Raw genomic sequence first — 25,100 nt, 5'->3', positions numbered from 1 at the left:
TATATATGCAACAAATCAGCCATTTAAATGTTTGCCAAATACCGCTACGATGTATTCTAGCATAATCGTGACAGGCACACGACAGGTGTTGTGAAGTTTTGGCTTATTATTTGGTCATGCAGTTAAGCGTCGTGATGATAAACAAGTAGCGTACAATTTAGTTAACCCGAATGATCTTCATACAAGATAGTCAAACACAATATATAACGCATCCTGCCATTGGCGAAAAAGCGAAGGAACTCTTTAAACTGAGGCAATTTGATGTGAACATTCCCCGATGGGTTGTGCTTCCTGCCGATTTTATGGCCGAAGCGTTTAAAAATCTTACCTCTCTTTCTAATACGGGAGATCTTCTTCGTGCTATAGACCAGTACGTGTTTCCAGCATCTGTAGAGGCAGAGCTAAGATTGTTATTTCCAGATGATCTTCACCTTGCGGTGCGCCCTTCGCCTTGGATAGATCCAGGACACGAAGATGCTTTTGACGAACAGTATGCCAGTTTTATGATGGTACCGCGTACGCAGGTCTTGCATAAGATAAAAGCAGTTTGGCGATCGATATTTTCAGATGAAGTATTAGCATATCGCGCAACGCATCGTTTGAGTCCAAATTTGGGAATCGCCGTGATTATTCAAGAGGTGGTGCATGCAAAATCTTCTGGTGTAGCTTATGCCATACATCCTACGCGAGGCAGTCGGAAAGAAAAGTTTATCTCGGGCATATTTGGACTGGGAGGAACTGCTGGTAATGTCGAAGCAGATACCTATACCATGACAGCAGGAGGGATAGATCGTCAAATTGCCCGCAAAAGAGAGCAATTAGTTGTTCGGCAAGACGGTGAAGTAGTCACGGAAGAAGTTTTACGGATACATCAGCATGATCAGGCTGTGGCAGATGAGCACCTGCTTACTATATCCAAGCTGTTAGATGATTTGCGTACGCAAAATCAGCAATTCTATCAGTTGCAATTTGCACTACAGGATGATAAAATACAGGTTATACAAGCGCAACCCATTTGGCGATTAGATCAATTGCCAGATACGTCTGGCGAGTATAATCTTTGGGATAACTCCAATTTCGCGGACGAATTTTCAGGTGTAATTACGCCTTTGACATATTCTTGCGTAAAAACCTATTCCGAAGCGGATCAAAAGATTCGAGCGGCATTTTTTGGTGCTTCCAAAGCAGTTATGAAACGGTATAAAGATCTTTTCTCGAATGCGGTAGGACTAATCCATGGTCGTTTGTACAGTAATTTGCGCGTACAGCAAACGTTGGATGCAATGCTGCCAGAAAACCGAGTTGGTGTACATTTTTTGCACAAAAATCAGCATTCAGAGTACCACTTTGATACCGCTGATGTATACCCAGGCTCAGTGAATGAAGCGTGGTGGAATATGGTACTGTTAACCGGGAAACTATATAATCGATACCGTAAGCTTAGTCAAAAAGGTGTTGAATTTAGAAAATATGCTGCAAAGATACTGCGCAAATATCAGAATCTGGACTGGCAAACGAAGGATCCGCACGAGCTTATGCAATTATATCTACAGCTAGAGCGAACGTTGCTTCTTGAATGGGACACTCCATTTCAGGCTGATTTCTTTTATCAAGTACACTTTGGATGGTTGCAGCAGCAAACTCGACCATTTACGATCAATGGTAGGAGGGATTTAGCGACCGATTTACTAATGGATACTAAATCTTTGGCTACTATTCAACCACTCCAACGTCGAATAGAAATTGCACAGAAGATTCAAGCTTCTGGATTCCTGAAAACGCTGTTCGTGACAGAAAGTGAGAAACAGGTTTGGCATTTCATTCTGCATGACAATCGTTATGAGACAGTATCTTTAAAAAATGTGATACAGGATTACCTCCAAGATATCGATGATTATTGTGCTATGTCGCAAAAGGCGGAAGAAAATCAGAAAGAAAATGAGGCGATTAGTTTTATTGCGACATTACAAAGCTATTTACAGCGTCATATCAACGATCTCGACCATGCCAGACAAGTAGAGTCAGAGATCAGATCCACTGCAGAGGAGAACATGAAGCAAAATTTGAGGCAAAGTCCATTTAAACGCTGGTGGTATCATAGAACATTGCATAATAGTCGTGAGCTATTGAAAATGAAAGAAGAATTCCAATATGATTACAAACGGCTTTGGAATGTTGTTGGGAGGCTATTCTCTACAATAGGCAGCCGCTTTTCCGAAGAGGGTATTTTGGAGTTTGAAAGTGATATTCATTTCCTAAGTAAGGAAGAAATCTTCGCATTTATTGATGGTCGCAGTATCACGACTGATCTTAATGCACTTGTTGGCTTGAGAAAAGAGGAGTACGAACGATTTCAAGTTATGCCAGCTTCTGCTGTTCAACTCGCTACATATGGCATTCCGTATCATAGCAATGATTTTACGGCAGCCGCAACGAATCCAGTACGCTCAGAAGTAAAAATGCAAGGTCTGATTAGTTGCTCAGGAAAATCACAAGGTGTTGTGCGTGTCTGGACAGGTGATGACTCGTTTGTGCTAGCAGATGGCGAAATTATTATCGCAAGGTGTGCAGATGCAAGAATAGATGCGAAACTCGTCTCTGCCTCAGCATTGTTGATAGAGCGAGGATCAGTTTGGAACCCACTCTGTGTATTGGCCCGACAAATGAATTTGCCTACCATCGTGGAGATCGAAGATCTGCTTAGTAATTTTAAAGATGGTGACCTCGTCGAAGTGGATGCTGTTGTAGGCGAAATCCGGAAGGTAGTGTTATAGATTTGGATGCAATTAAAAAGAAGGCCTATTTTTATTAAAATAGGCCTTCTTGCATTTACTCGTTATCTTGTTTGTCAATTTTTTCTCTTTTTCCAGTGTCAGGATCGTACTCATATTCTGTTTGCTCAATAACCACAGCATAGGATGAGGGTTGGATGCCATGACCATAACGGACTGCATATCTTTTTGTAAACTCCGCTCCAAAGAAAATGATAGCGGATGTGTAATACACCCAACTCAACAAAATGATGATCGATCCAGCAGCCCCGAAAGCACTAGCAGTCGCATTATTTGAGAGGTACATAGATATGCCCCATTTTCCCAACATAAATAGTAGCGCGGTGAAAATGGCACCTCCTAAAATATCTTTAAAACGTACTTTGGCATCGGGTAATACCGAAAATATAAAACCGAATAAGGTACCAATTACGACAAAGGTTACTGCAGTATTGACCCAGTCGATCAAGTCAATATTTATCCAAGAGAAGGTGTTTCCAATTTCTGTCGACAATAATCCAATGATACTACTCAGGATTAGGGAGGCCATTAATAGAAATGCTAACCCTAAAATCATAGAAAAAGATAGCAAGCGATTGATAATCATTTTCAACCAACCTTTTTTAGGTTTAGGTTTTACATTCCAAATCGTATTTATCGATTGCTGTATGTTCACAAATATCGTAGTGGACGTAAAGATTAATGTTCCAATACCGATAATGAATCCGATGTTGGATTTAGAATCAGAAGATATCTTCTGAATAGCCGATTCGAGCATCACCGCGATATCTTGACCAAATAGTGCGGTCAGTTCTTCCATCACTTCGTTTTGTGCACCATCGTTACCACCGATCTGATTTCCATAGAAAAAGCCCAATGTCCAGATCAAAATCATAACCAAAGGACCAATGGAAAATACCGTGTAATACGATAAGGCAGCACTCATCTTTAAACAATCGTGCTCCATGAAACCCATTCCGGCATCATAAACTAACTTAAAATAATCTTTAATCTTCTGCAACATAGACCTGAAAATGAATTTATATATTATTCAAGGTATCCGGTACGGAGATATGCAGCAACTATTCTTCTTCCGCGTAGATTTCGTCTACCGCTTTTTGGAATTTTTCCAAGATCACTTTACGTCTTAAGCTTAATTTCGGTGTAAGTTCGCCATTGTCGATGGTCCACTCTTCTGGGAGTAATATGAATTTCTTTACTTTTTCCCATTTACCAAATTTAGTCATAGCATTATTTACGATTTGATCGTATTTTTCAAGAACTTCCTTTTGGCCAATTAGCTCTTCTCGCGATGAGAAAGAGATATTCTTACGTTCGGCCCATTTTTCAAGGTCTTCAAAGTTTGGAACTATTAATGCACTTGGAAAGCGTCTGTTTTCCCCAATAACCATCACCTGACCAATAAACGGAGATTCCATTAATTTGTTTTCCAAAACTTGAGGTGCTACATACTTTCCGCCAGCTGTTTTAAACATTTCCTTTTTACGATCAGTAATTCTCAAGAACCCATCAGAGGTCAGTTCTCCAATATCTCCCGTGTGGAAATAGCCTTGTTCGTCAAACACCTCAGCAGTAGCTTTTTCATTTTTGTAGTATCCTTTTGAAATACTAGGTCCTTTGACTAAGATTTCACCATCTTCAGCGATCTTGACATCAAGATTTCCAAGTACCTTACCGACAGATCCAAATTTTACACCGCTATCTTCCGTGGAATTTACAGAGATTACTGGTGACGTTTCTGTTAGCCCGTAACCTTCTAATACACGGATGTTTGCCGCCCAAAATACACGAGCTAATCTTTCCTGCAATGCCGCACCACCTGATATGATGAATCGTACTTCGCCCCCAAGAGCATCTCTCCACTTAGAAAAAATCAATTTGCGTGCAATACCGAGCTTAAAATTGTACCATGCCGAATTTTTAGCAGGCTCTTGGTATTTATGTCCCAAGTCTAACGCCCAGAAGAAAAGTGCTTTTTTGATGCCGGTAAGACTTTTGCCTTTTGCCACGATCTTATCGTACACTTTCTCTAGCACGCGTGGTACGGTCGTGAAAAATTGTGGTTTAACCTCGTTGATATCTACGACGATATTGTCCAGATTTTCTGCATACCAGATTTGGATACCACGTGCGAAGTATAAATAAACAACCATGCGCTCGAAGATGTGCGACAAGGGCAAAAAACTAATTGATTTTTCACAACCATCAGGTACGAGATGCTGGCAGCCGTGCACATTACTTAAAATGTTTTTGTGAGAAAGATATACTCCTTTTGGCGTGCCTGTAGTCCCTGACGTATAGATTAGGGTTAATAAATCTTCTTCATCAACAGCATCATTGTAGGGCTTTAGGTCTAAGTCTTGCTCTTTGCCAATGGCAATCAGATCTTTTAGGCTATTTTGTCCTTCTACATCGTCTATGGTGTAGATGTCTACATTTAAGTTATTTTCGCTGATAGCTTCATTGATTTTGCTGAAAAGCTCCCTATTACTGACGAATAGCAACTTGACCTCTGAATCTTTAATAATATAAGCCAAGTCTTTAGAGGATAGTGTAGGATAAAATGGTACGATGGCGGCACCAATCTGGTTGGTCGCAAAATCAATCATGTTCCATTCCGGTCGGTTCCCGGACATGAGACCAACGCGATCGCCTTTTTTTAGGCCTTTCGCTATCAATCCTTTACTCGTGTAATCCATGTTTTCTACGAACTCAGACGTAGAGACCGTTTTCCAAGAATCTCCTTTTCTACCGCCCACCATGATTGGCTTTGCGTAGTGATCACGGTTATAATGTATGATATCAAATATTCTCTTAAAGTCGCTCATCGTTTATTGGGAATAAAATTGTGGTTTATAACAATTTGTGGCATCAGTATGTTTACTAAGTTAGTGTTTTTTGCTTAAAAAAATATATTTTAATATCAGTTAAAAGTGAAATAACGTTAAATTTGCTTTCTCGTATCATAAACATTCGTATAATCGCATAATAAATACACTAGTAGTATACTATGAAAGTAAGTACAAAATTTTATCTCCTTCTAACATTTACATTGTTGTTCTCAGCTGGCGCTTATGCGCAACTTAGTTCGCAACATGCCGCAGGTCTACGTTTTGGTAGCGCCACTGGTTTTAATTATCGCTATGCACTGAATGATGTGAATGCTATCGAGGGAATTTTGAGTGTACAAAGTAATTCTACATCGAGTCGCTTTCGATTAGTAGGCTTGTATCAATATCATCAACCGATCAACGAAGACTTTAGCTGGTATTGGGGTTATGGTGGTAGTATTGGTTCTTACACCCAGAAAGCATTTCAATCACAACAACCAGACGGTACGATCAATATGCATCCACGCAATTCAGAATTAGCGTTGAGCATAGATGGTATTGCTGGTGTCGAATACAATATTCCTACTACACCTATTGCGGTTTCATTGGATGTAAAACCCTATTTTGATTTCTTACAATCGTCCAGTTTTCGTATTATAGATACCTTCGGGTTTTCGGTTCGCTACCAGTTCTAATTTACGAGCCGATTTATTGATTCATCACCATAATGAATAGCATGAATAAATTTGCATTTTTAGGTATGCTCGTTTTATCTATTACCTTTAGTATAGGCAGAAGTAATGCTCAATCTTACGATATGTTTGTGGGCACGTATACCAATGGTACGGGTAGCAAAGGGATCTATCGTTTTAATTTTGATGCTGCTACGGGCGAAGTTAGGCCAATATCGGTCATTGAGTCGCCCAATCCATCCTTTTTGGCTAAATATGAAAACCGACTTTTGGCGGTAAACGAAGGAGAGGGTGAGCAAGCTACGCTATCGCTTTTTGATATTGCAACAGCTAATGTGAAACTGATCGATAAATCAACCACGTTGGGAGATCATCCTTGCCACGTAGCTTTCGATGCAGCGGGCAATATTGCTTTGGTTTCTAATTATTCCGGCGGATCGCTTGCGCTATTTAGTTTGACGGATAACCGAACCAAGTTGATTCTGCATGACCTGTTGGAATATGAAGGGAATGGGCCTGATCCAGAGCGACAAGAACAAGCACATATACACTCTGCGTTTTTTAACGATGGATTGGCTTATGTGTCCGATTTGGGTAATGATCAAATTCATGTGTATGGCTTGAGTCACGATGGTACAGATTTGCGAAATGGCGCATTGACATTAAATGAGCAGACCGTTATTCATACCATCAAAGGCGGCGGTGCTCGGCATTTGACATTTAGTGCCGATGGGCAGACCTTGTATAGTTTGCAAGAGTTGACAGGCCAGATCGCCGTTTTTCGTCAAGAAAATGATGAATGGGTATTGAAACAGATTGTCGCGTTGTATGGTGATGGCTTCGAAGGAAAACAGGGAGGAGCAGATGTGAAAATATCACCTGATGGCGGAAGCTTGTACGCGACAAACAGAGGCGATGCGAACTTGATTGTGCATTATACCGTATTGCCAAATGGTCTATTGGAATGGCAAAACAAATACAGCGTACAGGGCGCCAACCCAAGAAATTTTGCTATTACGCCTGATGGCGGATACGTATTGGTTGCGAATCAAGATACCAATCGAATCGTCGTTTTTAAACGCGATGCATTTACCGGAGATTTAGAAGACACGGGCAAGCGCATTGAAGTTCCTGCACCGGTGTGTATCTTGTTTTAAGAAGCCTGCGCAGTCGGTTTGATTTGCAAATGATCTAATCGTTTACCAAAAATAGATTTTTCAGATACTTTGGAGAAGCCTGTACGTAAGTATAGGCTTTTTGCTTTAGGATTTTCCTGATCTACTAATAGGCCAACCGTTGCTTTTTGTTCATGAACATAAAAATCAATGATATGGCGAAGTAAAAGCTGGCCTATGCCCATTCCTTGAGCGTTGGGAGCCACAGCGATCGTATCAAGATATATTTCGCCCGCTACGGTTTCGTCAAAGACGATTGGGCTATGCTGGTACTCTCTTCTAATATAATCCAATACAGGCGCTCTCAGCGTTTGGAGATTAGCACCATCATACAAGCATGCTTGTCCCAAGATGTCGCCATTCATTTCGGCTATCCAGATATGCTGATAAGAGTATTGATTATCTTTTTGAGCAATGCAATATATCAAGAAATCAATAGCTTTTGCCTTGTCTTTTTGTCCAATCAGATAATAAACGATGTCTTCCATCGCTAAGAGTAGGATAGGAGCCAATAGAATGGCGTCCTGAGGTGTTGCTTTACGGATTTGCACTTGCATGTATGTAGGCGTATGAGTTATACTAGATGTAACAAAAAAATGCCGACATGGATTAGATGTCGGCACTCTATGACTGATAGACAAAAGTTATCTGCTTATTTATCTAATTTTTCGAATTTATCGTAGTCAATTTTTTTCGACTTTATTTTGATTACACCTTTCAAGTAATCGAACACTTTCAATGCTTTTGATTCTTCAAACAAACGGTTAGCTTGCTCTCTGTCCTGCAGCAACTGCATAGCAAATTGGTTCAATTGCTCGTCTGTAGGCTCCTCATTGATGTTGTACATCTTGATTTGCGAATAGATACGCTCTTTAGCTAAGCTTACTACCTCGTCGTATTTTACTTCTAAGTTATTGGCTGTTACGATGCGGTTCTCGATCAACGTCCATTTCAGGTTTTTCAAGAAATCGGCAAATCCTTCTTCCAATTCTTCGTCAGAGATTTCTGGATTAGTCGCTTTCAACCAACGTTTCAAGAAAGGCTCAGGGAAAGAAGCTTCCACTTTGTCCATACCGAAAGTATAGATGTCGTTGCGCAATCTTTGATCAGAGTTCTGTTTGAATAAGTTCTCTACTTCCTCTTTTACTTTTGCTAAAAATTGCTCTTCTGTCGTCACTTCACCTGCAGGGAAAAGCTTGTTGAAGAATTCTTCGTTCAATTCTGCCTCTTCTAATCGGTTGATATTTTTTACAGTCAGCTCAAAATCGGTTACATCTAGAGCTGTAGCTTCATCTTCTGTAATACCTAGTAAACGAGCGATGTCAGCGACTTTAAATGCTTTTTTGATATCGAATTTTACAGTATCATCTTTCTTCAATCCGATGAAAGATTTTTTGATTGCCGCATTTTCAACTAAATCTGTGCGTACAGAAGTTGTTTTCTCAATACCCTCTTCTTTGTTTTGTTTCAAAGTAGCGTACAATACATCGCCTTCTTCAGAAACTTCTGGATTGATCATTTTGCCGTAGCTTCTACGTAGGTTTTTAACGCGCTCTTCCAACGTAGCTTTATCTGCTTCGATGTCATACGCTACAAACTCGGTATCAGCAGAAAAAGGTACATCAAAAGCTGGTGCTAGACCAATTTCGTACTCAAAAGAGAATGCATCATTGAAATCCCAGTTGTATTGTGTAGACTCATCTTCTTTTGGAAGCGGCTGACCCAATACTTCTAATTTTTGCTCTGAGATATAGTTAGAAATTTGATCACTTACCAAACGATTGACTTCGTCGAACAAAATTGATTTACCATAAGTACGTTTAATGTGACCTACAGGAACCATTCCCGGACGAAATCCAGGTAATTTTGCTTTTTTCGCCTGATCTTTTATGGCTTTATCTACTTGAGGATTATAATCTTCAGGTGCCAAGTCAACCTTGATGCTGGCGTTGATGTCGTCTATTTTCTGGTGTGAAATATTCATACTCTTTGTTTGTTGCGTAATTTTAAAATCGCATTAATAAAAAAATCCTCCCGATGTCTATTGGTCGGGAGGATTTTGAGTGCGGAAGAAGGGACTCGAACCCCCACGCCTTGCGGCGCCAGATCCTAAGTCTGGTGCGGCTACCAATTACGCCACTTCCGCAGTTAGGATTTTTTTATTGTGCCACAAAGATAGGATGCGGATTGATATTTGTCAAGTGTTTTTGTGTATTTATTTGATAAAAGTGTTCATATTCCCTGTAAATGCGTGGTAATGATCTTTTTAAATTTCTAGGTTATTTGCCCGGAGAAATAACATGAGCGGCATCTCGGCTCATAACTTTCCTTTTCACCCAGCATTACGCGCTCTTCACGATCGTTCAGTCGGTACGAATAAGCTGCTGGTGCTCCACATCTAACACAAACAGCATGCACCTTGGTGACATGTTCTGCTATGGCCATCAGTGCAGGTATTGGTCCAAAAGGTTGCGCTTTGAAATCCATATCCAAGCCTGCGACTACTACGCGAATCCCTTTATTAGCGAGCTGCACACATACATGTGGCAACTCATCATCAAAAAATTGAGCTTCGTCGATGCCAACTACTTTCGTGTCGGCACTGAGTAATAAAATAGCTGACGAATGCGCTACTGGAGTAGAAGGGATGCTGTTGCTATTATGTGATACGATGAATTGCTCATCGTATCGTACGTCCACCTCCGGCTTGAAGATTTCTACGGGCAGTTTAGCAAACTGTGCTCTGCGCAATCTGCGGATCAATTCCTCGGTCTTGCCCGAAAACATAGAACCTGTAATGACCTCAATACTTCCGATCGGAGAAGTACGATGTTGCGTGAAATTATGTTCAGAGAAAAGCATCATCTATTGAGCGTGTTTTATTTGTGTATATGTGCTATTTGCGCGGGCAAATCCGTGTGCTAATATCGAAATTAAATGTTATTTTTGACGAACAGGAATCGGCTTAAAAGGACAAGCATGTCAGTGTCAGTTTTTTAATTTTTGCCTAAACTTTTGGCATTTCTACCTGTTACCAAGTAGGTATATATTATCATTTACTATAATTATTTCATATATGTCGTATTCAGAGAACGATGTGCTAGCAAAGGTGGGAGATTTACTCGTTGAGATCAACGAAGAATATGCGACAGTGCAGGAGCAAGAAGGGCAGCTCGCGGTCGTTCAGTTGGGCATGTTGGCAGCAAAGGCCAAATACTTGGCGGCACATTTTGAATTGTTAACTCAGTTAAGCGTCAAGCAGCCTGAGGTAACATCCGATAATGCAAAAGCACAAGCTGCCGGAGAAATTATCTTTACGCCAGCTACCGCAAAGGTAGATGAAAAGGAAGATTCGCAGCAAACAGTAGCAGAAATCGCACCCGACCAAGAAGAACCAAAAGCACAAAATGCACAAGAAACTCAGTCCGAACCTGAATCCGAGCCAGAGCCAGTAGAAGAGGAGCAGGTTGATGAAGAGATAGAAGAACCGCAGCCTGAGGAAGAAGAACCGGAAGTTGAAGAAGAAAAGGAGGAAGAACCTGCTAAAGAAGAGGAGCGTGCTTCGGCAGAACCAGAGCCAGAAGCGCCAAAAGCACAATCTACGGAGCGGCAGTCCGAATCTGAGGCATCGGTTAGCGCGTGGAGAAATGTAGCAGAGGAAAAGACGTCTGAAGAACCTGCAAAGGAAGAGGTTTCAGTAGTCAATTCAGTCGTGGAAGAAAGCCGGACGATCGAACTCAATCAGCCTCAAAAAAGTGAAGAAGCTCCGACAGCTAGCAGCCGTCCGCTGACATTGAACGAAATGATCCAACAGCAAAGACGCGCTGGCCTCACGAATGCCAATCAGTTTAAGACACCAGCTACGAAGACAGAGCAGATTGTGGATCTTAAAACGGCAGTCAGTCTAAATGATAAATTGTTGTTTATCAAAGATCTGTTCAATGGGTATAGTTTGGCCTATACCGAAGCTATTGAACTATTGAATCGTTTTGATAATATGGCCGAAGCTGATGCCTTTTTGCAAGCCAATTATTCCCTAAAGAATAATTGGGCATCTAAGCCACAAACGGTAGAAAAGCTCTACCATATCCTACAAAAGAAATTTGCTTAAGCCACGAGCTTAACGTTTTTACGGTATTAGCGGAGGTCAAATTGAACCCAGTCTTGGCCATTATGGCCATAGACGAAGTACTTCGATTGTACGATCTCCGCAAATACTTCAACCTGTCTCAGAAAACCCTCTGAAGAAGTATTTTCAATCACTTCCTGTTGCACAATATAAATTTCATTGTTGGCGATAGCCGGCGATTGTGCTACCCCCTCTTCTTGCAACACCAATGGAAGATCGGCATAGAGCTGTTCGTCCTGTTGTACTACGATGATTTTTTCGGCGTTACGAATTTCTGCGCTAGACTGCCACGTGCCGCCGCCAATTTCTAGTGCTTCCTGAGTTAGTGCATTAAAATCCTGGGAAAGATCCCGAACATTACTCACTAAGGTAACACGAGGACGCGATTCGGCAGGAATAAATTTTAGCTTGTGGTATACGATGTCAACTTCTTCCTCCAAATGTTCGAACGCTGCTATGTCCGTCGTTTTTAATGTCTGTAATAATTTCTGGTATTCGCTATCTCTCTGCATAGTGGCTTCTATTCCGGATTTTGGCAAAGGTACAGAAGCCAATTTAAAAACCGATAAAATCAGTGATCATTGGTGCGATTTTTGATACTTTTGAAGTAGAAAAATTAATACAGAAAGCTATGTTTGACAAATTATTTCAAGCACAACAAAAAGCCCAAGAGATCAAAGCACGCTTAGATAATATCTCGGTATATGGAGAAGCAGAAGGTGGCAAGATAAAAGTGGTGGCAACAGCCAACAAGGAAATCAAAGAGATAGCCATCGATCCTATCTATATGGAAAATGTGGATCGCGAACAATTGGAAGAATTACTTGTGGTAGCGCTCAATAAAGCTTTGGTGCAAGCAGAGCAGATCAGCCAAGGAGAGATGCAGGCGGCCACACAGGATGTGTTGGGCAATTTGGGTGGTCTGGGAGATTTATTCGGAAAGGGATAATTCGTCTAATTACAGATTACCATATATACCAAAGATCAATCATATTGAAACCACAAAATTTTATTGGATGAAAGTAACCTATTACGGGCAATCCTGTGTAGAATTTGATTTTGATGGCACCAAAGTGCTATTAGATCCATTTATATCGCAGAATCCACTGGCCGAAGGCATTGATATTGATCGCATCAAGCCAGATTATATTTTTTTAAGTCATGCGCATGGGGATCATGTGGCCGATATGGCGCATATTCAAAAGCAGAGCAATGCCACCGTAGCCGCTATTGTAGAGACAGCTGCTTGGGTGAAGTCGCAGGGCGTGCCCGAAGATAAAGTGATCGATTTCAATTTTGGCGGAACGCTGGATTTGCCATTCGGAAAAGTAAAGATGGTGTATGCGTTGCATACAAATAGCACGCCGGATGGTCCATATGCTGGTGTAGCAGCAGGATTTGTTTTTTTCGTAGGCGAAAAGAAAATATATTTTGCTGGCGATACTGCTTTAACAATGGAGATGAAACTGTTGGCAGATTTAGCACTGGATTGGGCGTTTTTGCCTATTGGTGGTCATTACACGATGGATGTAGACGATGCATTGCGCGCAGCCGATTTTGTGCAGTGCAAAAATGTGATTGGCATACACTACAATACTTTTCCACCAATATCTATTGATCCAGAGCAAGCAGCAGCCACATTCAGTGCGGCAGGAAAGAAACTTTACTTGCCTTTGATTGGTGGAGAAATACTGTTGTAAGCTAACTGCACCATAACCATATCGAAAAAACGGGAAACATCCATGGATGCTTCCCGTTTTTTGTAGTATCAGTCTTAGACATATTAACTATCTCAACTCTTTATCCTTGGTTGATATGATAGTCTACTAAATCATCAATAGGAGAGCGTAGGATTTTTCCAACGTTCATGCCATATTGTTTCGCTTTGTCCGTAAGCACATTTCTAAAATTGTAACCTACCGATCCGATACAATTAAATGAATACGATTGATAGTCTGGATATTTGCTCACAAGATTCGAAAAGAAAGCTTCAAAAGCGTCATCAACGATAGATCTCGTGTATTGGATATTAACATTATTGTCATACACGAACTTACTGAAGCTCGCACAGAAGCGATTGGCTAATGGCTTCGTGTATACGTTGTCCATGATCTCGTCAGGAGTCAACTTGTACGTATTATAGAAAACCTCCGCTACGTCCTTTGGCATCAGGCCACGGATGAAATCTGTCAATAATTTCTTACCTATATAGCTTCCGCTACCTTCATCGCCCAAGATATATGCCGCCGAATCGATATTGTGTGTGATTTTTGAACCATCATAAATACAGCTATTGGTACCTGTACCCAAGATCGCGGCAAAGCCTGCTTCAGATCCTAACAATGCCCGTGCAGCTGCTAATAAATCATGTCCTACCTCCACTTGGGATTGCGGAAATACCACTTGGATCGCATCTTTTACAATAGTCGCTTTCTCTTCATTGTGCACGCCCGCGCCATAATAATATACCTCTTTGATCTCTTGGAATGGAATATCGTTGGGCAATCCTTTTTTTAGAGAAGACACAATGTAAGCACTGTCTACAAAGTAGGGGTTGTATCCCTCCGTGTTAAAGTAAATTTTCTTTTTTGAATCGTCCAACAAACACCAGTTTGTCTTGGTAGAACCACCATCAGCAATAACAATCATTATATAGATGTTTTGATTTTTTATATTTGTGTTAGTAACCTAATTCTTAATAAATTCACCGCGATAGATTTTCGCTCGGCGAATGTTTTGCAAAATACATTATTAATCTTTAAAACAATAGCAGTTGTAGTAAATAAATGCGACAACATCATTAGATGCAATAGGTTAGTAAGCAAAAAAGCGCCTCCAATAATTATTGAAGGCGCTTTTTTATATAAAATATCGAATTGATAACTTAGTGTATAAGTTACAATTTGCTGATAGCTTAATGGCTAGCTTCGACTTCTATTTTTTCCATATCTATTCCCTGTTTTTTCAAGAAACCTTTGACCATGATAGCAAAAATTATGATGTATAGGAATCCGAAAACCGGAACGATATAGGAGTTGTGAATGCCGATAATATCGGCCAATTTTCCTTGAATAGGAGGCAAGATACCACCACCTAAGATCATCATCACTAAGAAAGCAGAACCTTGTTCTGTGTATTTGCCCAACCCTACAATAGAAAGACTAAAGATCGAGCCCCACATGATCGAACAAGCTAATCCGCCTGCCAAGAAAGCGTAAATAGCAACGGTACCAGCAGTCAATAAACCTACGACCATGGCGATCAATCCGAATGAGCCAAAAATAACGAGCGTACGGATAGGACGGTCTTTACTAAAGAAGAATGCCGCAATCTGAATAAATACACAAATCACATAGTAGTACAATACCGACATATCAAAACCTGCTAGACTATTCACTCCAATGATCAACATAAAAGCGATAAGCGGTACGATGACGATCAAGATTTTTTTGGTATTTGTCATTAAATTAAAAGCACTTAGAGCACCTGCCCAACGTCCGATCATCATACTACCCCAATACATGGAAATATAAGGCGTGATTTCGGAAGATTGCAAATTGCCAAATTCATCCAACGTCAATAATTCACCTAAATTACTTCCGATAGCTACCTCAATACCTACGTATAGAAACAACGCCAACATACCTAAAACCAATTGTGGATATTGCATGGCGCCCCATCCCTCTGGTTTCTTCTTTGCACGGTTATAGGCAAATACTAATCCGCCAACCATGACCACTAAAGCAGCAGATAGCCAAGCCATACGCTTCAGCTCCAATGGATGTCTCAAAGCTTCAATCTGCGCAGCGAGCGAAGTCTGTGTTGCTGCATCAATAGCCACTTTTAATTGCGCTTGCAACGCCTCAATTTGCAGTGCGGCTTCACTTTTATAGCTCATAAATACAGGAGCAAAAGCACAAAACAATAAAACCGTCATGACGATAAGTGTCGTTCTGGCTTTGTTCGCAGGCTCCATAGGTTCCAAATTGAACCCGGCTGGAACTCTCTTCGAAAAGTAAAATAAAGCAGCAGCCAATAAGAATAGTAGTCCGACACCGCTATAGAGAATCACCACTTTGCTCAAAGGCAAATTAGCAATATCCGCATCAGATACCGTTTCGAAAGTGCCGAATAGTGCAAATCCAATTACCAATGGACCGATCGTCGTTCCTAAAGAGTTGACACCACCACCAAGATTGACACGTGATGCGCCCGTTTTCGGATCGCCTAAGATCACGGCAAAAGAATTGGCAGCCGTTTGTTGTAAGGAGAATCCTAATGCCACGATAAACAGACCAATCAGCATGGCGGTGTACACATTAATTTCTACCGCACCAATCATCGCCGCAGCTCCCACTGCAGAAAATAATAGGCCGTAAACAATACTGCGCTTGTATCCCCATTTTCCGACCAGATCTTTTCCGGTTAGCGTACCAAAGATAAAAAGTAACAGAGCGCCTGTGTAATAAGCGGAGTAATAAGCAAAGTCAATAAGTTGTGACTGAAACTGATCTAAACTGAAATAATTCTTACAAAAGGGGATGAAAATACTATTGCCCGCGGCAATGAATCCCCAGAAAAAAAACACTGTTATCAAAGTATACAGCGCAGGGTAGTTCGTTTGTATAGGTTTGTTGTTCATAATATTTTTTTGACGGTGATAAACATACGCATTAATTTGAGTTAATGCCAGATATTATTCAGAACATTCGATTTAGCAAAGTCGTAAAACCACTTTTACCAGCGAATAAATTGCGTCAGAAAGAAAAAACGCTTTTTTAATTTTGAAATAACGTTTCGAATGTTTTTCTTTGTAGCAGTTCTAAATTTATCCTTACTGGAAAAAGAAGCCTCAAACAGTTTCGTCCTTTCCAACGTTCTAGCAAAAAGAAAGAGTTTAAAAAGTGTTATTGACGAAGAAGGGGATAAAATTCGATAATATAATCCTGTATTTTGTACATATAAATTAATGGAGATCAAAGAATTGAATACTAAACTCGTGTCTGAATTGCGCGAGATAGCTAAAGTATTGGGGATCCCTGATACAGAAAAACTAAGAAAACAAGAGTTGATTGATCGTATTTCCGGTATTGCTGCAGATTCTAAAGAGGCTGCTCCAGAGCAAGCGGAGGAATTGGAAGACGCTGTAGATACCGATGCTGCGCCACGTCAGCGCAAACGCACACGTACTGCTGGTGGAGTAGAACCGGTATCTGTGGGTCGCCGCTCCGCGGATGATACCTTGGTCGCTGAAAGAGAAAGACCAGCCGCAGCAGAAAGATCTTCAGAAGCGCCTGCTGCTGTAGCAGAACAGCCTGCTGCTAAAGCTGCTGCAACACCCACAGATTTTGATAACGTTATTGTAAACGAAGGTGTATTGGAAATTATGCCAGATGGTTATGGTTTCCTACGTTCTTCTGATTATAATTATTTAACCTCGCCAGACGATATTTACGTATCCCAATCTCAAATCAAACTTTTTGGTTTGAAAACGGGTGACAATATTCGCGGATCTATTCGTCCACCTAAAGAAGGTGAGAAATATTTCCCATTAGTACGTGTAGAATCTATCAACGGACAAAATCCAGCAGAGATTCGCGACCGCGTTCCTTTCGACTATTTGACACCTTTGTTTCCGGATGAAAAATTGAACCTTGATCTAGGTGTAGGCAACTACTCCACGCGGATCATGGATCTTTTTACGCCAATCGGTAAGGGGCAGCGTGGATTGATCGTAGCACAACCAAAAACAGGTAAAACCAACTTGTTGAAAGAAGTAGCCAATGCGATTGCAAAAAACCACCCAGAAGTTTATTTGATCATCTTATTGATTGATGAGCGCCCAGAAGAGGTGACCGATATGGCAAGAAGTGTTCGTGCAGAAGTGATTTCTTCTACCTTCGACGAACCTGCTGATCGCCACGTGAAGATTGCTAACATCGTATTAGAGAAAGCAAAACGCATGGTAGAGTGTGGTCATGATGTTGTGATTTTATTAGATTCTATCACTCGCTTAGCGCGTGCCTACAATACCGTTGCTCCAGCATCTGGTAAGATCTTATCTGGTGGTGTGGATGCTAACGCGTTGCACAAGCCAAAAAGATTCTTCGGTGCGGCACGTAATATCGAAGATGGCGGTTCATTGACCATTCTTGCTACAGCGTTGACTGATACAGGATCGAAAATGGATGAAGTAATCTTTGAAGAGTTTAAAGGTACAGGAAATATGGAGTTGCAGCTTGATCGTAAGCTTTCTAACAAACGTATCTTCCCAGCTATCGATTTGACTGCTTCTAGCACACGTCGTGATGATCTATTAGTAGATCGCGAGCAATTGCAAAGACTTTGGGTATTACGCAACCACTTAGCAGACATGAACCCGCAAGAATCGATGGAATTTTTGCTGAGCCAAATGCGTGGCACCAAATCCAATGAAGAGTTTTTGATTAGCATGAATAGTTAATCCCATTAGAAATTTATAATTTTAAGCCACCTTCTATTACAGAAGGTGGCTTTTTTATTTTTCACCACCACGCATGAAACGACATATTCCCAATACCATTACCCTATTCAACTTGCTAAGCGGATGTGTCGGCATATCCTTTGCCTTTCAAGGGCGATTTGATTGGGTATTATATTGCTTGATTGCCTGTGGAATATTCGATTTTTTGGATGGTACTGCTGCCAGACTGTTGCATGTTCGCTCCGATATTGGCAAAGAGTTGGATTCTTTGGCCGATGTGATCAGTTTTGGTTTCTTGCCTGGTACGATTCTCTTTATGATGTTGCAGGAAACGACATCTTCAGCCTATTTACCTTATGCAGGATATATCGTAACCGCATTTTCAGCGCTAAGATTGGCTAAGTTCAATGTGGACACTCGGCAATCCACTGATTTTATCGGTGTTAATACGCCGATGAATAGTTTTGTGATTATCTCTTTGCCATTTATTGCCCAACGTTTTCCAGCTATCTTTGGTAATAGCTATTTTTTGGTCGCTATTATTTTGCTCAGTTCCTATCTATTAGTGTCTGAGATCAAACTATTTTCCATGAAATTGAGCAACTTATCTTGGGCAAGCAATCGATACAAATACTTATTTCTATTGTCCAGCGTATTGCTTATTGTGCTATTCCAATACCTAGCCTTACCGCTTATACTATTAGCTTATATTTTATTTTCCAGTCTTCATTTTTCGAACGAAGAGCAAAAAACAGCACGTTAGGATAAGCTGCTGTAGAAATGATCAAGTTCCAACATCACGTGATTGAATTGCGTCTTTAGATCATGAAATAGCGGGAGAATCAGGACTAAATCTGTTCCACGCCGCGCAGCGCTTTCTAATACTTGAAATTGTACATGCAGTTCTTTGGCGCCAATATACGCCATTGTCGGTTTCATGTGGTGCGCTTTTGAACTAATTTCAGCGAGATCCTGTTGTTCTACCGCTTGGCTAAGATTGTCAAAATCCGTTTGACAATGTGTTAGATACATACCTATAAATGTCTTGATCATTTGATCATCGCCAAACATGTTGTTTTTAATTAGATCTGGTTCTATGTAAAGGTACTTACTCATATGGTTGGAAAACAGATAATTGGTCAGAGCAGGTTTCAAGCAGCTCGCTATTGGATTGCTTCAAGATCGGATGAATGTAATTTGGGGCTATCTCTACGAGAGGAATTAAGGTGAAATTGCGTTCGCTGATGTAGGGGTGAGGAATCTTTAGATCGACTTCATCGATCACATCACGATTAAAGTACAGTATGTCTATATCGATGATCCGCGCTCCCCATTTTATTTCACGAACACGGCCAAGTTTATTTTCAATTTGCTGGCAGGATCGCAGTAATTCTACGGCAGATAGCGTTGTATCTACTCTTAAAACCTGATTGAGGAAAGCAGGTTGATCCACCAATCCCCAAGCTGCGGACTCATATAAGCTTGATCGTTCTTGAATCTTGCCAATTTGTATTTCTATCTCTGATAGGGCGCTGTGTAATTGCTGAGCGGGATTGCCCAGATTTGCCCCCAACAATAAATATGCGCTATTTAATTTCACCTATACAAGGTACTAAAAGTAAGTTAGATAACTGGAATTGTAGGTGATATTTTCTTATAAGGATGCTTGAAGCACAAATTTACTTTTATTATTTACGGTTTTCTTTTAGATTTACAAGACATTCACGCAATACATATGAAGCAATTTTTTAAATATGTACTCGCCACCGTAGTTGGCGTTTTTATTTCATCTATTTTAGTGGTTTTAGTAGTTGTCGGCCTTATAACCGCGATGGTATCTTCGTTGGGTTCTAGTGCAGAGCCTACCGTATCAGCCAATTCCGTATTACACATTACACTAGATCATCTGATTACTGAAAAAACCGTTCCTTCACCTTTTGAAGATATAAACATTCCGGGTGCACCAGATTCTCGCTCCCTGGGCTTGAATGATATTATTGCGCGAATCAAAACGGCCAAAACCGATAGTAATATCAAAGGTATATATCTCAATGTTAGCACCGTAAATGCAGGGTTCGCAACGGTACGCGCTATTCGCAACGCGTTAATAGATTTCAAGGAGTCGGGCAAATTTATCGTCTCATACAGTGATGTGATGACTCAAAAAGCGTATTACCTATCTTCTGTGGCCAACGAAGTGTATATTAGCCCAGTTGGTTCGGTGGATTTCCGCGGTTTATCGAGTTCGGTGATGTTTATGAAAGATGCATTGGACAAATTAGGCGTGGAGATGCAAGTGGTGAAAGTGGGAACGTATAAAAGTGCGGTAGAACCATTTATCCTCAATGAAATGAGTGCTGCCAATCGCATGCAAGTGGAGGCGTACCTCAACAGCTTATATGATGGCTTTGTCAGCGATATTGCAACGGCGCGTTCGTTGGATGAAGCATCGGTGCGCCGAGTAGCGAATGAATACCTGATCCAATTTCCTGAAGATGCCGTAAAACAGAAATTTGTAGATAGCTTGATTTATAAGGATGAACTATTGGCAAAGCTGAAGGAAAAAGTAGGAATAGATCAGAAGAAAGATCTGTCATCCATTTCTTTATTGGATTATCGCAAATCATCTGATGTAAGCGGGACTTCTGGTGCCGGTCGTATTGCGGTATTGTATGCTTTTGGCGATATCGTTGATGGCAATACCTCTGGCGATGAACAAATCGGTGGTGAGTCGCTTTCCCGTGAATTGCGGAAGCTACGCGAAGATGATAAAGTCAAAGCGATCGTTTTACGCGTTAATTCGCCAGGGGGATCTGCCTTAGCATCGGATCTGATCTGGCGCGAGGTGAGCTTGGCCAAGAAAGCCAAACCTGTTATCGTCTCGATGGGAGATTATGCCGCCTCTGGGGGTTATTACATCTCTGCTGCGGCAGATTCTATTTTTGCAGATGCAGGTACGCTGACGGGTTCTATTGGGGTTTTTGGATTGATCCCGAATCTCCAAAACTTATTTAATAATAAATTAGGACTTCATTTCGACGTCGTCAAAACTGGTCCTTATGCAGATGTAAGTGTAGATCGCCCGTTGACAGCAGAAGAAAGAACTATTGTGCAAGGTGGTGTAAATCGCATTTACCAACAATTTATGCAGCGTGTCGCAGATGGTCGCGGATTGACCATCGCGCAAGTAGATAGCATCGGGCAAGGACGCGTGTGGACGGGAAGTCAGGCGATCGAACTAGGCTTAGTAGATCGATTAGGAACATTGGATGATGCGGTGAAAAGTGCGGCAAAAATGGCTAAACTAGATTCGTACAAGATCTCCGAATATCCACGTACTAAAGATCCATTTGAATCCATATTCAGCAGTTCGAAAGAAAAGGTAAAAATGTGGTTTTTGGAGGATGAATTAGGAGAGCACGTGCGTTATGTAAAAGACTTGAAGCGCGTGATGCAAAACACGGGTATACAAGCGCGCATACCGTACGAAATAGAAATCTTTTAAGTCAGAGATATGAGGGTGACGCTGTTATGCGTAGGGAAAACGGATGAGAAATATATTGAGGAAGGTATCGCAAAATATACCAAGCGGTTGATTCATTACGTTAAGTTTAGTATCACCGTGATTCCTGATATTAAAAATAGTAAAAACCTAAGTCAGGATCAGCAGAAGGAGAAAGAGGCGGATTTGATCTTGAAGCAGGTGGATAATTCGGACACGTTGATGCTGCTCGACGAAAAGGGGCAGCAATACCGTTCAGTAGATTTTTCAAAACTTCTGGACAAAAGCATGGTTAGTAATGTACAGCATATGGTCGTCGTGATTGGTGGGCCATACGGATTTAGTGATCGGGTGTATCAGCGCGCCAATGGATTGTTGTCGCTATCAAAGATGACTTTTTCGCACCAGATGATCCGATTGTTTTTTGTAGAGCAGTTGTACCGCGCTTTTTCGATTATGCGCGGCGAGCCATACCATCATGAATAATTTTTTGTGGAATTAAACTATGTATTGCATCATATAATAAAGGAGGTAAATATGGATTTAGATAAATATAAAAGAGACTATAAGTATCGAAGCCAAGAAGGGGCACATGGAGGTGGTGTGAATAAATGGATCATCATCATTGGAGGTGCACTGGTGGCGCTTTTGGCTTACTTGACATCGTAGTAGACTAGGATTGTCGTGAACCCACTTTGGTACATGTCATAGAAAAGCCTCGCTGATTTTATCAGCGAGGCTTTTTGTTTGTTCGCGTCCTTGCGAACTGGAGGTGTTAAGGTGTGGCAATCTAAAGTATAAACTCTCCTTACCCCAAACTAGCCAAACTATCTTCTAAAATTTGCAATTTGGCAATCGCATCCGATTTCTTGTTTTGCTCGTTCTCTACCACTTCTGGTTTGGCATTTTGCATGAAGCGTTCGTTGCCTAATTTCTTATCTACCGAAATCAGGAAGCCTTGCAAATACGTGATCTCTTTGGTAATGCGCTCGCGTTCGGCATCCACGTCGATATTATTTTCTAACGCGACATAGCACTCATCTTTACCTGCCAAAAAGCTCACTGCACCGCTGATTTTCTCTTTTACGAAGGTCAGCTCCTCGATGTTTGCTAGCTTCACAATACTATCGCTGTAGCGCTCGAAGTTGATATGCGTAGCATTGATCGCCAAAGGCAAACCGATTTTAGGCGATATTCCTTTCGAATTACGAATATTACGCACTTCCGAAATAATCTGCTGCACCGTAGCAAATTCCTTGATAAGTGTTTCATCGATTGCACCCACTTCTGGATACGAAGCTACGATTATGCAATCCTCAGCGGCGCGCTCGCCAAAAAGCTCATCGTGCCATAGTTCTTCACTCAAGAATGGCATAAATGGATGCGCTAACTTCAAGACACGTTCAAATAATCTTTTTACCGTATCTAATGTTTCGCGTTCGATTGGTGCTTGATACGCTGGTTTTACCAATTCTAAGTACCAAGCACAGAAATCATCCCAGATCAATTTATAGGTCGCCATCAATGCATCAGAAAGGCGATAGTGCGCGAAGTGATCTTCGATTTCTACCAAAGCCTGATTGAAGCGATTTTCAAACCAGTTTGCAGCTAGTTTTTGCGCATCCGTCGCCGGGGTGTCCGTGGTTTCCCAACCTTTTACCAAGCGAAAGGCATTCCATACTTTATTCGCAAAATTCCTTCCTTGCTCACAGTACGATACATCAAACATTAAGTCATTGCCGGCAGGCGAAGATAATAACATACCGACGCGCACGCCGTCTGTACCATATTGTTCCATCAACTCGATTGGATCTGGCGAATTGCCCAAGGATTTAGACATTTTGCGTCCTTGCTTATCGCGCACAATTCCCGTCAGATAAACATTGCGGAAAGGAGGTTTTTGTGTGTAATCATGGCCTGCGATAATCATGCGGGCTACCCAGAAGAATAAAATTTCCGGTGCCGTCACCAAATCATTCGTAGGATAATAGTACTGGAACTCTGGGTTTTCGGGATTGCGAACACCATCAAATACCGACATCGGCCACAACGCCGATGAAAACCACGTGTCTAACACATCATCTTCTTGGCGCAATCCTTCCGCTGATTTTCCTTCTTTCGCAAATGCTTCTTTGGCGCCTTCCTCGGTTTTAGAAATTACCCATTCGTTGCGGTCGTTGTACCAAGCTGGAATACGCTGTCCCCACCAAAGCTGGCGCGAGATACACCAATCTTTCACGTTCTCCATCCAGTGCTTGTAGGATGCAAAGAACTTGTCTGGAATCAGGTTGATCGTACCATCTTGTACATAATCCAAAGCGGGTTTAGATAGCTTTTCCATCTTCAACCACCATTGCATCGATAATTTAGGCTCGATCGCCGCGTCGGTACGTTCTGAAAAACCTACTTGCGAAACGTAATCTTCTACTTTCTCTAATTGGCCAATCTCGTCGAGTTGCTTAGCCACTTTTTTACGCGCGATAAAACGATCCTCACCAACGAAAATCTCTGCTTTTTCATTCAGCGTACCATCATCATTCAAGATGTCGATCACCGGTAGGTTGTGTTTTTGTCCCAATTCATAATCGTTGAGATCATGTGCTGGCGTCACTTTCAGACAGCCCGTTCCAAAGTCCATCTCCACATATTCGTCCAAGATGACGGGTATTTCGCGGTTGATGATGGGTACGAGTACTGATTTTCCTTTCAAATGTGCATACCGCTCATCGTTCGGATTGATACAGATCGCCGAATCCGCCATGATGGTTTCTGGGCGCGTCGTCGCAATGACGATATGTTCCGAACTATCTTTGATCTGATAGCGGATATAATACAGTTTTTGGTTGACTTCTTTGCGGATTACTTCTTCATCCGAAAGCGCTGTTTTTCCTTGCGGATCCCAGTTGACCATGCGCACGCCACGGTAGATATAACCTTCTTCGTGCCATTTGATAAACGTATCCAACACGGCATCTGATAAGTCAGGATCCATCGTAAACTTGGTGCGTTCCCAATCGCAGGATGCGCCCAATTTCTCCAATTGCTTTAGGATGATGCCGCCATATTTCTCTTTCCATTCCCATGCGTAGTTCAAAAATTCTTCGCGAGAAATGTCTTTTTTATTGATGCCTTTCTCTTTCAACATCGCGACAACTTTTGCTTCCGTCGCGATAGAAGCATGATCCGTTCCCGGTACCCAACAAGCATTCTTGCCTTGCATACGCGCTTTACGAATCAATACATCTTGGATGGTTGCGTTCAACATATGTCCCATATGAAGCACGCCAGTCACATTCGGTGGTGGCATCACAATCGTGTACGGCTCTCTACCATCGGGCACAGAACGGAAAAATCCATTCTCCTTCCAATAGGAATACCATTTGTTTTCGGCTTCTTTAGGACTGTATGTTTTCGCTATACTCATCTTTGATTATGCATAAAAAATAAAGCAACAAAAATACGGATTAATCTTGATTTTTGCGACGCACAATGCACCAATAGACGCCATATTTTAGT

Annotated in this window: 22 protein-coding genes and 1 tRNA gene; 11 read left to right on the top strand and 12 right to left on the bottom strand. The window is 41.4% G+C overall.

Annotated elements, in window-relative coordinates:
* Positions 1–170: 170 nt before the first annotated feature.
* A complete protein-coding gene (locus tag GKO22_RS11070) occupies positions 171–2,774 on the top strand; it encodes a PEP/pyruvate-binding domain-containing protein (protein ID WP_166335042.1) in 2,604 nt (867 codons plus the stop codon).
* Positions 2,775–2,829: 55 nt separating this feature from the next.
* Here GKO22_RS11070 and GKO22_RS11065 read toward each other — a convergent pair whose 3' ends face one another.
* Together GKO22_RS11065 and GKO22_RS11060 are read right to left on the bottom strand one after the other, a co-directional pair.
* Complete coding sequence (locus GKO22_RS11065; protein WP_206367884.1) at positions 2,830–3,795, bottom strand: YihY/virulence factor BrkB family protein; 966 nt, start codon at positions 3,793–3,795, stop codon at positions 2,830–2,832.
* Between the two features lie 58 nt (positions 3,796–3,853).
* Positions 3,854–5,620 (bottom strand): AMP-dependent synthetase/ligase, encoded by a 1,767-nt coding sequence (locus GKO22_RS11060; protein WP_166335040.1) that lies wholly within the window; start codon positions 5,618–5,620, stop codon positions 3,854–3,856.
* A gap of 182 nt (positions 5,621–5,802) precedes the next feature.
* Between GKO22_RS11060 and GKO22_RS11055 the strand changes: the two genes are divergently transcribed.
* Positions 5,803–6,318: a hypothetical protein gene (locus GKO22_RS11055; RefSeq protein ID WP_166335039.1), complete on the top strand. Its 516-nt coding sequence runs from the start codon at positions 5,803–5,805 to the stop codon at positions 6,316–6,318.
* 41 nt (positions 6,319–6,359) lie between these two features.
* Positions 6,360–7,472: a lactonase family protein gene (locus tag GKO22_RS11050; protein WP_166335037.1), complete on the top strand. Its 1,113-nt coding sequence runs from the start codon at positions 6,360–6,362 to the stop codon at positions 7,470–7,472.
* Here GKO22_RS11050 and GKO22_RS11045 read toward each other — a convergent pair.
* The 4 genes from GKO22_RS11045 to GKO22_RS11030 form a co-directional block, all read right to left on the bottom strand.
* Positions 7,469–8,047, bottom strand: a complete 579-nt coding sequence (locus tag GKO22_RS11045) for a GNAT family N-acetyltransferase (RefSeq protein ID WP_206367883.1) — start codon at positions 8,045–8,047, stop codon at positions 7,469–7,471. The two genes, GKO22_RS11050 and GKO22_RS11045, sit on opposite strands and share 4 nt — an antisense overlap.
* 95 nt (positions 8,048–8,142) lie before the next feature.
* Complete coding sequence (locus tag GKO22_RS11040) at positions 8,143–9,474, bottom strand: trigger factor (RefSeq protein WP_166335035.1); 1,332 nt, start codon at positions 9,472–9,474, stop codon at positions 8,143–8,145.
* 80 nt (positions 9,475–9,554) lie between these two features.
* A tRNA-Leu gene (locus tag GKO22_RS11035) sits at positions 9,555–9,636 on the bottom strand.
* Positions 9,637–9,764: 128 nt separating this feature from the next.
* On the bottom strand, positions 9,765–10,352 hold the full coding sequence (locus GKO22_RS11030; RefSeq protein ID WP_116775002.1) for a thymidine kinase: 588 nt from the start codon (positions 10,350–10,352) through the stop codon (positions 9,765–9,767).
* A 214-nt stretch (positions 10,353–10,566) separates the two neighbouring features.
* Here GKO22_RS11030 and GKO22_RS11025 point away from each other — a divergent pair, with 214 nt between their 5' ends.
* The gene (locus GKO22_RS11025; protein WP_166335033.1) at positions 10,567–11,601 is read left to right on the top strand and encodes a hypothetical protein; all 1,035 of its coding nucleotides are present in this window, start codon (positions 10,567–10,569) and stop codon (positions 11,599–11,601) included.
* A gap of 26 nt (positions 11,602–11,627) precedes the next feature.
* On the opposite strand, the gene GKO22_RS11020 is transcribed toward GKO22_RS11025, so the two are convergent.
* Entirely contained in the window at positions 11,628–12,131 is a 504-nt protein-coding gene (locus tag GKO22_RS11020) for an ABC transporter substrate-binding protein (RefSeq protein WP_166335031.1), read from the bottom strand.
* A 119-nt stretch (positions 12,132–12,250) separates the two neighbouring features.
* On the opposite strand from GKO22_RS11020, the gene GKO22_RS11015 reads away from it, so the two are divergent.
* Both GKO22_RS11015 and GKO22_RS11010 read left to right on the top strand, forming a co-directional pair.
* Positions 12,251–12,568, top strand: a complete 318-nt coding sequence (locus tag GKO22_RS11015) for a YbaB/EbfC family nucleoid-associated protein (RefSeq protein ID WP_116775003.1) — start codon at positions 12,251–12,253, stop codon at positions 12,566–12,568.
* 67 nt (positions 12,569–12,635) lie between these two features.
* The gene (locus tag GKO22_RS11010) at positions 12,636–13,319 is read left to right on the top strand and encodes a metal-dependent hydrolase (RefSeq protein WP_166335029.1); all 684 of its coding nucleotides are present in this window, start codon (positions 12,636–12,638) and stop codon (positions 13,317–13,319) included.
* A 100-nt stretch (positions 13,320–13,419) separates the two neighbouring features.
* Here the strand turns inward: GKO22_RS11010 and GKO22_RS11005 are convergent, their stop codons facing one another.
* Positions 13,420–14,268: an N-acetylglucosamine kinase gene (locus GKO22_RS11005; RefSeq protein ID WP_166335028.1), complete on the bottom strand. Its 849-nt coding sequence runs from the start codon at positions 14,266–14,268 to the stop codon at positions 13,420–13,422.
* 265 nt (positions 14,269–14,533) lie between these two features.
* On the bottom strand, positions 14,534–16,261 hold the full coding sequence (locus GKO22_RS11000; RefSeq protein WP_166335026.1) for a sugar MFS transporter: 1,728 nt from the start codon (positions 16,259–16,261) through the stop codon (positions 14,534–14,536).
* A 327-nt stretch (positions 16,262–16,588) separates the two neighbouring features.
* Between GKO22_RS11000 and rho the strand changes: the two genes are divergently transcribed.
* The gene (gene rho, locus GKO22_RS10995; protein ID WP_166335024.1) at positions 16,589–18,082 is read left to right on the top strand and encodes a transcription termination factor Rho; all 1,494 of its coding nucleotides are present in this window, start codon (positions 16,589–16,591) and stop codon (positions 18,080–18,082) included.
* Positions 18,083–18,155: 73 nt separating this feature from the next.
* Positions 18,156–18,845 (top strand): CDP-alcohol phosphatidyltransferase family protein, encoded by a 690-nt coding sequence (locus GKO22_RS10990; protein WP_166335022.1) that lies wholly within the window; start codon positions 18,156–18,158, stop codon positions 18,843–18,845.
* Here the strand turns inward: GKO22_RS10990 and GKO22_RS10985 are convergent.
* Both GKO22_RS10985 and folK read right to left on the bottom strand, forming a co-directional pair.
* Positions 18,842–19,198, bottom strand: coding sequence for an Hpt domain-containing protein (locus GKO22_RS10985; protein ID WP_166335020.1), 357 nt, complete (start codon positions 19,196–19,198; stop codon positions 18,842–18,844). The two genes, GKO22_RS10990 and GKO22_RS10985, sit on opposite strands and share 4 nt — an antisense overlap.
* Positions 19,191–19,682, bottom strand: a complete 492-nt coding sequence (gene folK / locus GKO22_RS10980) for a 2-amino-4-hydroxy-6-hydroxymethyldihydropteridine diphosphokinase (RefSeq protein ID WP_166335018.1) — start codon at positions 19,680–19,682, stop codon at positions 19,191–19,193. Before folK ends, GKO22_RS10985 begins: the two co-directional genes overlap by 8 nt.
* Positions 19,683–19,817: 135 nt before the next feature.
* On the opposite strand from folK, the gene sppA reads away from it, so the two are divergent.
* From sppA to GKO22_RS10965, 3 genes are read left to right on the top strand one after another with little or no spacing between them, the layout of a single operon-like run.
* A complete protein-coding gene (sppA, locus tag GKO22_RS10975) occupies positions 19,818–21,587 on the top strand; it encodes a signal peptide peptidase SppA (RefSeq protein ID WP_166335017.1) in 1,770 nt (589 codons plus the stop codon).
* A gap of 9 nt (positions 21,588–21,596) precedes the next feature.
* A complete protein-coding gene (gene rlmH, locus GKO22_RS10970; RefSeq protein ID WP_166335015.1) occupies positions 21,597–22,070 on the top strand; it encodes a 23S rRNA (pseudouridine(1915)-N(3))-methyltransferase RlmH in 474 nt (157 codons plus the stop codon).
* 24 nt (positions 22,071–22,094) lie between these two features.
* Entirely contained in the window at positions 22,095–22,253 is a 159-nt protein-coding gene (locus GKO22_RS10965) for a hypothetical protein (protein WP_206367882.1), read from the top strand.
* Positions 22,254–22,392: 139 nt separating this feature from the next.
* Here GKO22_RS10965 and GKO22_RS10960 read toward each other — a convergent pair whose 3' ends face one another.
* A complete protein-coding gene (locus tag GKO22_RS10960; protein ID WP_166335011.1) occupies positions 22,393–25,008 on the bottom strand; it encodes a valine--tRNA ligase in 2,616 nt (871 codons plus the stop codon).
* Between the last annotated feature and the right edge of the window lie 92 nt (positions 25,009–25,100).

The sequence above is a fragment of the Sphingobacterium chungjuense genome, assembly GCF_011316935.1.
GTDB lineage: Bacteria > Bacteroidota > Bacteroidia > Sphingobacteriales > Sphingobacteriaceae > Sphingobacterium > Sphingobacterium chungjuense.
Note: the sequence above shows the minus strand (reverse complement) of the source record. Positions and strands in the feature narration are given on the sequence as shown.

Bases quoted from the DNA above. Each gene is read 5' to 3' on its own strand.
- GKO22_RS11070 (WP_166335042.1), top strand. From the start codon at position 171: ATGATCTTCATACAAGATAGTCAAACACAATATATAACGCATCCTGCC.
- GKO22_RS11065 (WP_206367884.1), bottom strand. From the start codon at position 3,795: ATGTTGCAGAAGATTAAAGATTATTTTAAGTTAGTTTATGATGCCGGA.
- GKO22_RS11060 (WP_166335040.1), bottom strand. From the start codon at position 5,620: ATGAGCGACTTTAAGAGAATATTTGATATCATACATTATAACCGTGAT.
- GKO22_RS11055 (WP_166335039.1), top strand. From the start codon at position 5,803: ATGAAAGTAAGTACAAAATTTTATCTCCTTCTAACATTTACATTGTTG.
- GKO22_RS11050 (WP_166335037.1), top strand. From the start codon at position 6,360: ATGAATAAATTTGCATTTTTAGGTATGCTCGTTTTATCTATTACCTTT.
- GKO22_RS11045 (WP_206367883.1), bottom strand. From the start codon at position 8,047: ATGCAAGTGCAAATCCGTAAAGCAACACCTCAGGACGCCATTCTATTG.
- GKO22_RS11040 (WP_166335035.1), bottom strand. From the start codon at position 9,474: ATGAATATTTCACACCAGAAAATAGACGACATCAACGCCAGCATCAAG.
- GKO22_RS11030 (WP_116775002.1), bottom strand. From the start codon at position 10,352: ATGCTTTTCTCTGAACATAATTTCACGCAACATCGTACTTCTCCGATC.
- GKO22_RS11025 (WP_166335033.1), top strand. From the start codon at position 10,567: ATGTCGTATTCAGAGAACGATGTGCTAGCAAAGGTGGGAGATTTACTC.
- GKO22_RS11020 (WP_166335031.1), bottom strand. From the start codon at position 12,131: ATGCAGAGAGATAGCGAATACCAGAAATTATTACAGACATTAAAAACG.
- GKO22_RS11015 (WP_116775003.1), top strand. From the start codon at position 12,251: ATGTTTGACAAATTATTTCAAGCACAACAAAAAGCCCAAGAGATCAAA.
- GKO22_RS11010 (WP_166335029.1), top strand. From the start codon at position 12,636: ATGAAAGTAACCTATTACGGGCAATCCTGTGTAGAATTTGATTTTGAT.
- GKO22_RS11005 (WP_166335028.1), bottom strand. From the start codon at position 14,268: ATGATTGTTATTGCTGATGGTGGTTCTACCAAGACAAACTGGTGTTTG.
- GKO22_RS11000 (WP_166335026.1), bottom strand. From the start codon at position 16,261: ATGAACAACAAACCTATACAAACGAACTACCCTGCGCTGTATACTTTG.
- rho (WP_166335024.1), top strand. From the start codon at position 16,589: ATGGAGATCAAAGAATTGAATACTAAACTCGTGTCTGAATTGCGCGAG.
- GKO22_RS10990 (WP_166335022.1), top strand. From the start codon at position 18,156: ATGAAACGACATATTCCCAATACCATTACCCTATTCAACTTGCTAAGC.
- GKO22_RS10985 (WP_166335020.1), bottom strand. From the start codon at position 19,198: ATGAGTAAGTACCTTTACATAGAACCAGATCTAATTAAAAACAACATG.
- sppA (WP_166335017.1), top strand. From the start codon at position 19,818: ATGAAGCAATTTTTTAAATATGTACTCGCCACCGTAGTTGGCGTTTTT.
- rlmH (WP_166335015.1), top strand. From the start codon at position 21,597: ATGAGGGTGACGCTGTTATGCGTAGGGAAAACGGATGAGAAATATATT.
- GKO22_RS10960 (WP_166335011.1), bottom strand. From the start codon at position 25,008: ATGAGTATAGCGAAAACATACAGTCCTAAAGAAGCCGAAAACAAATGG.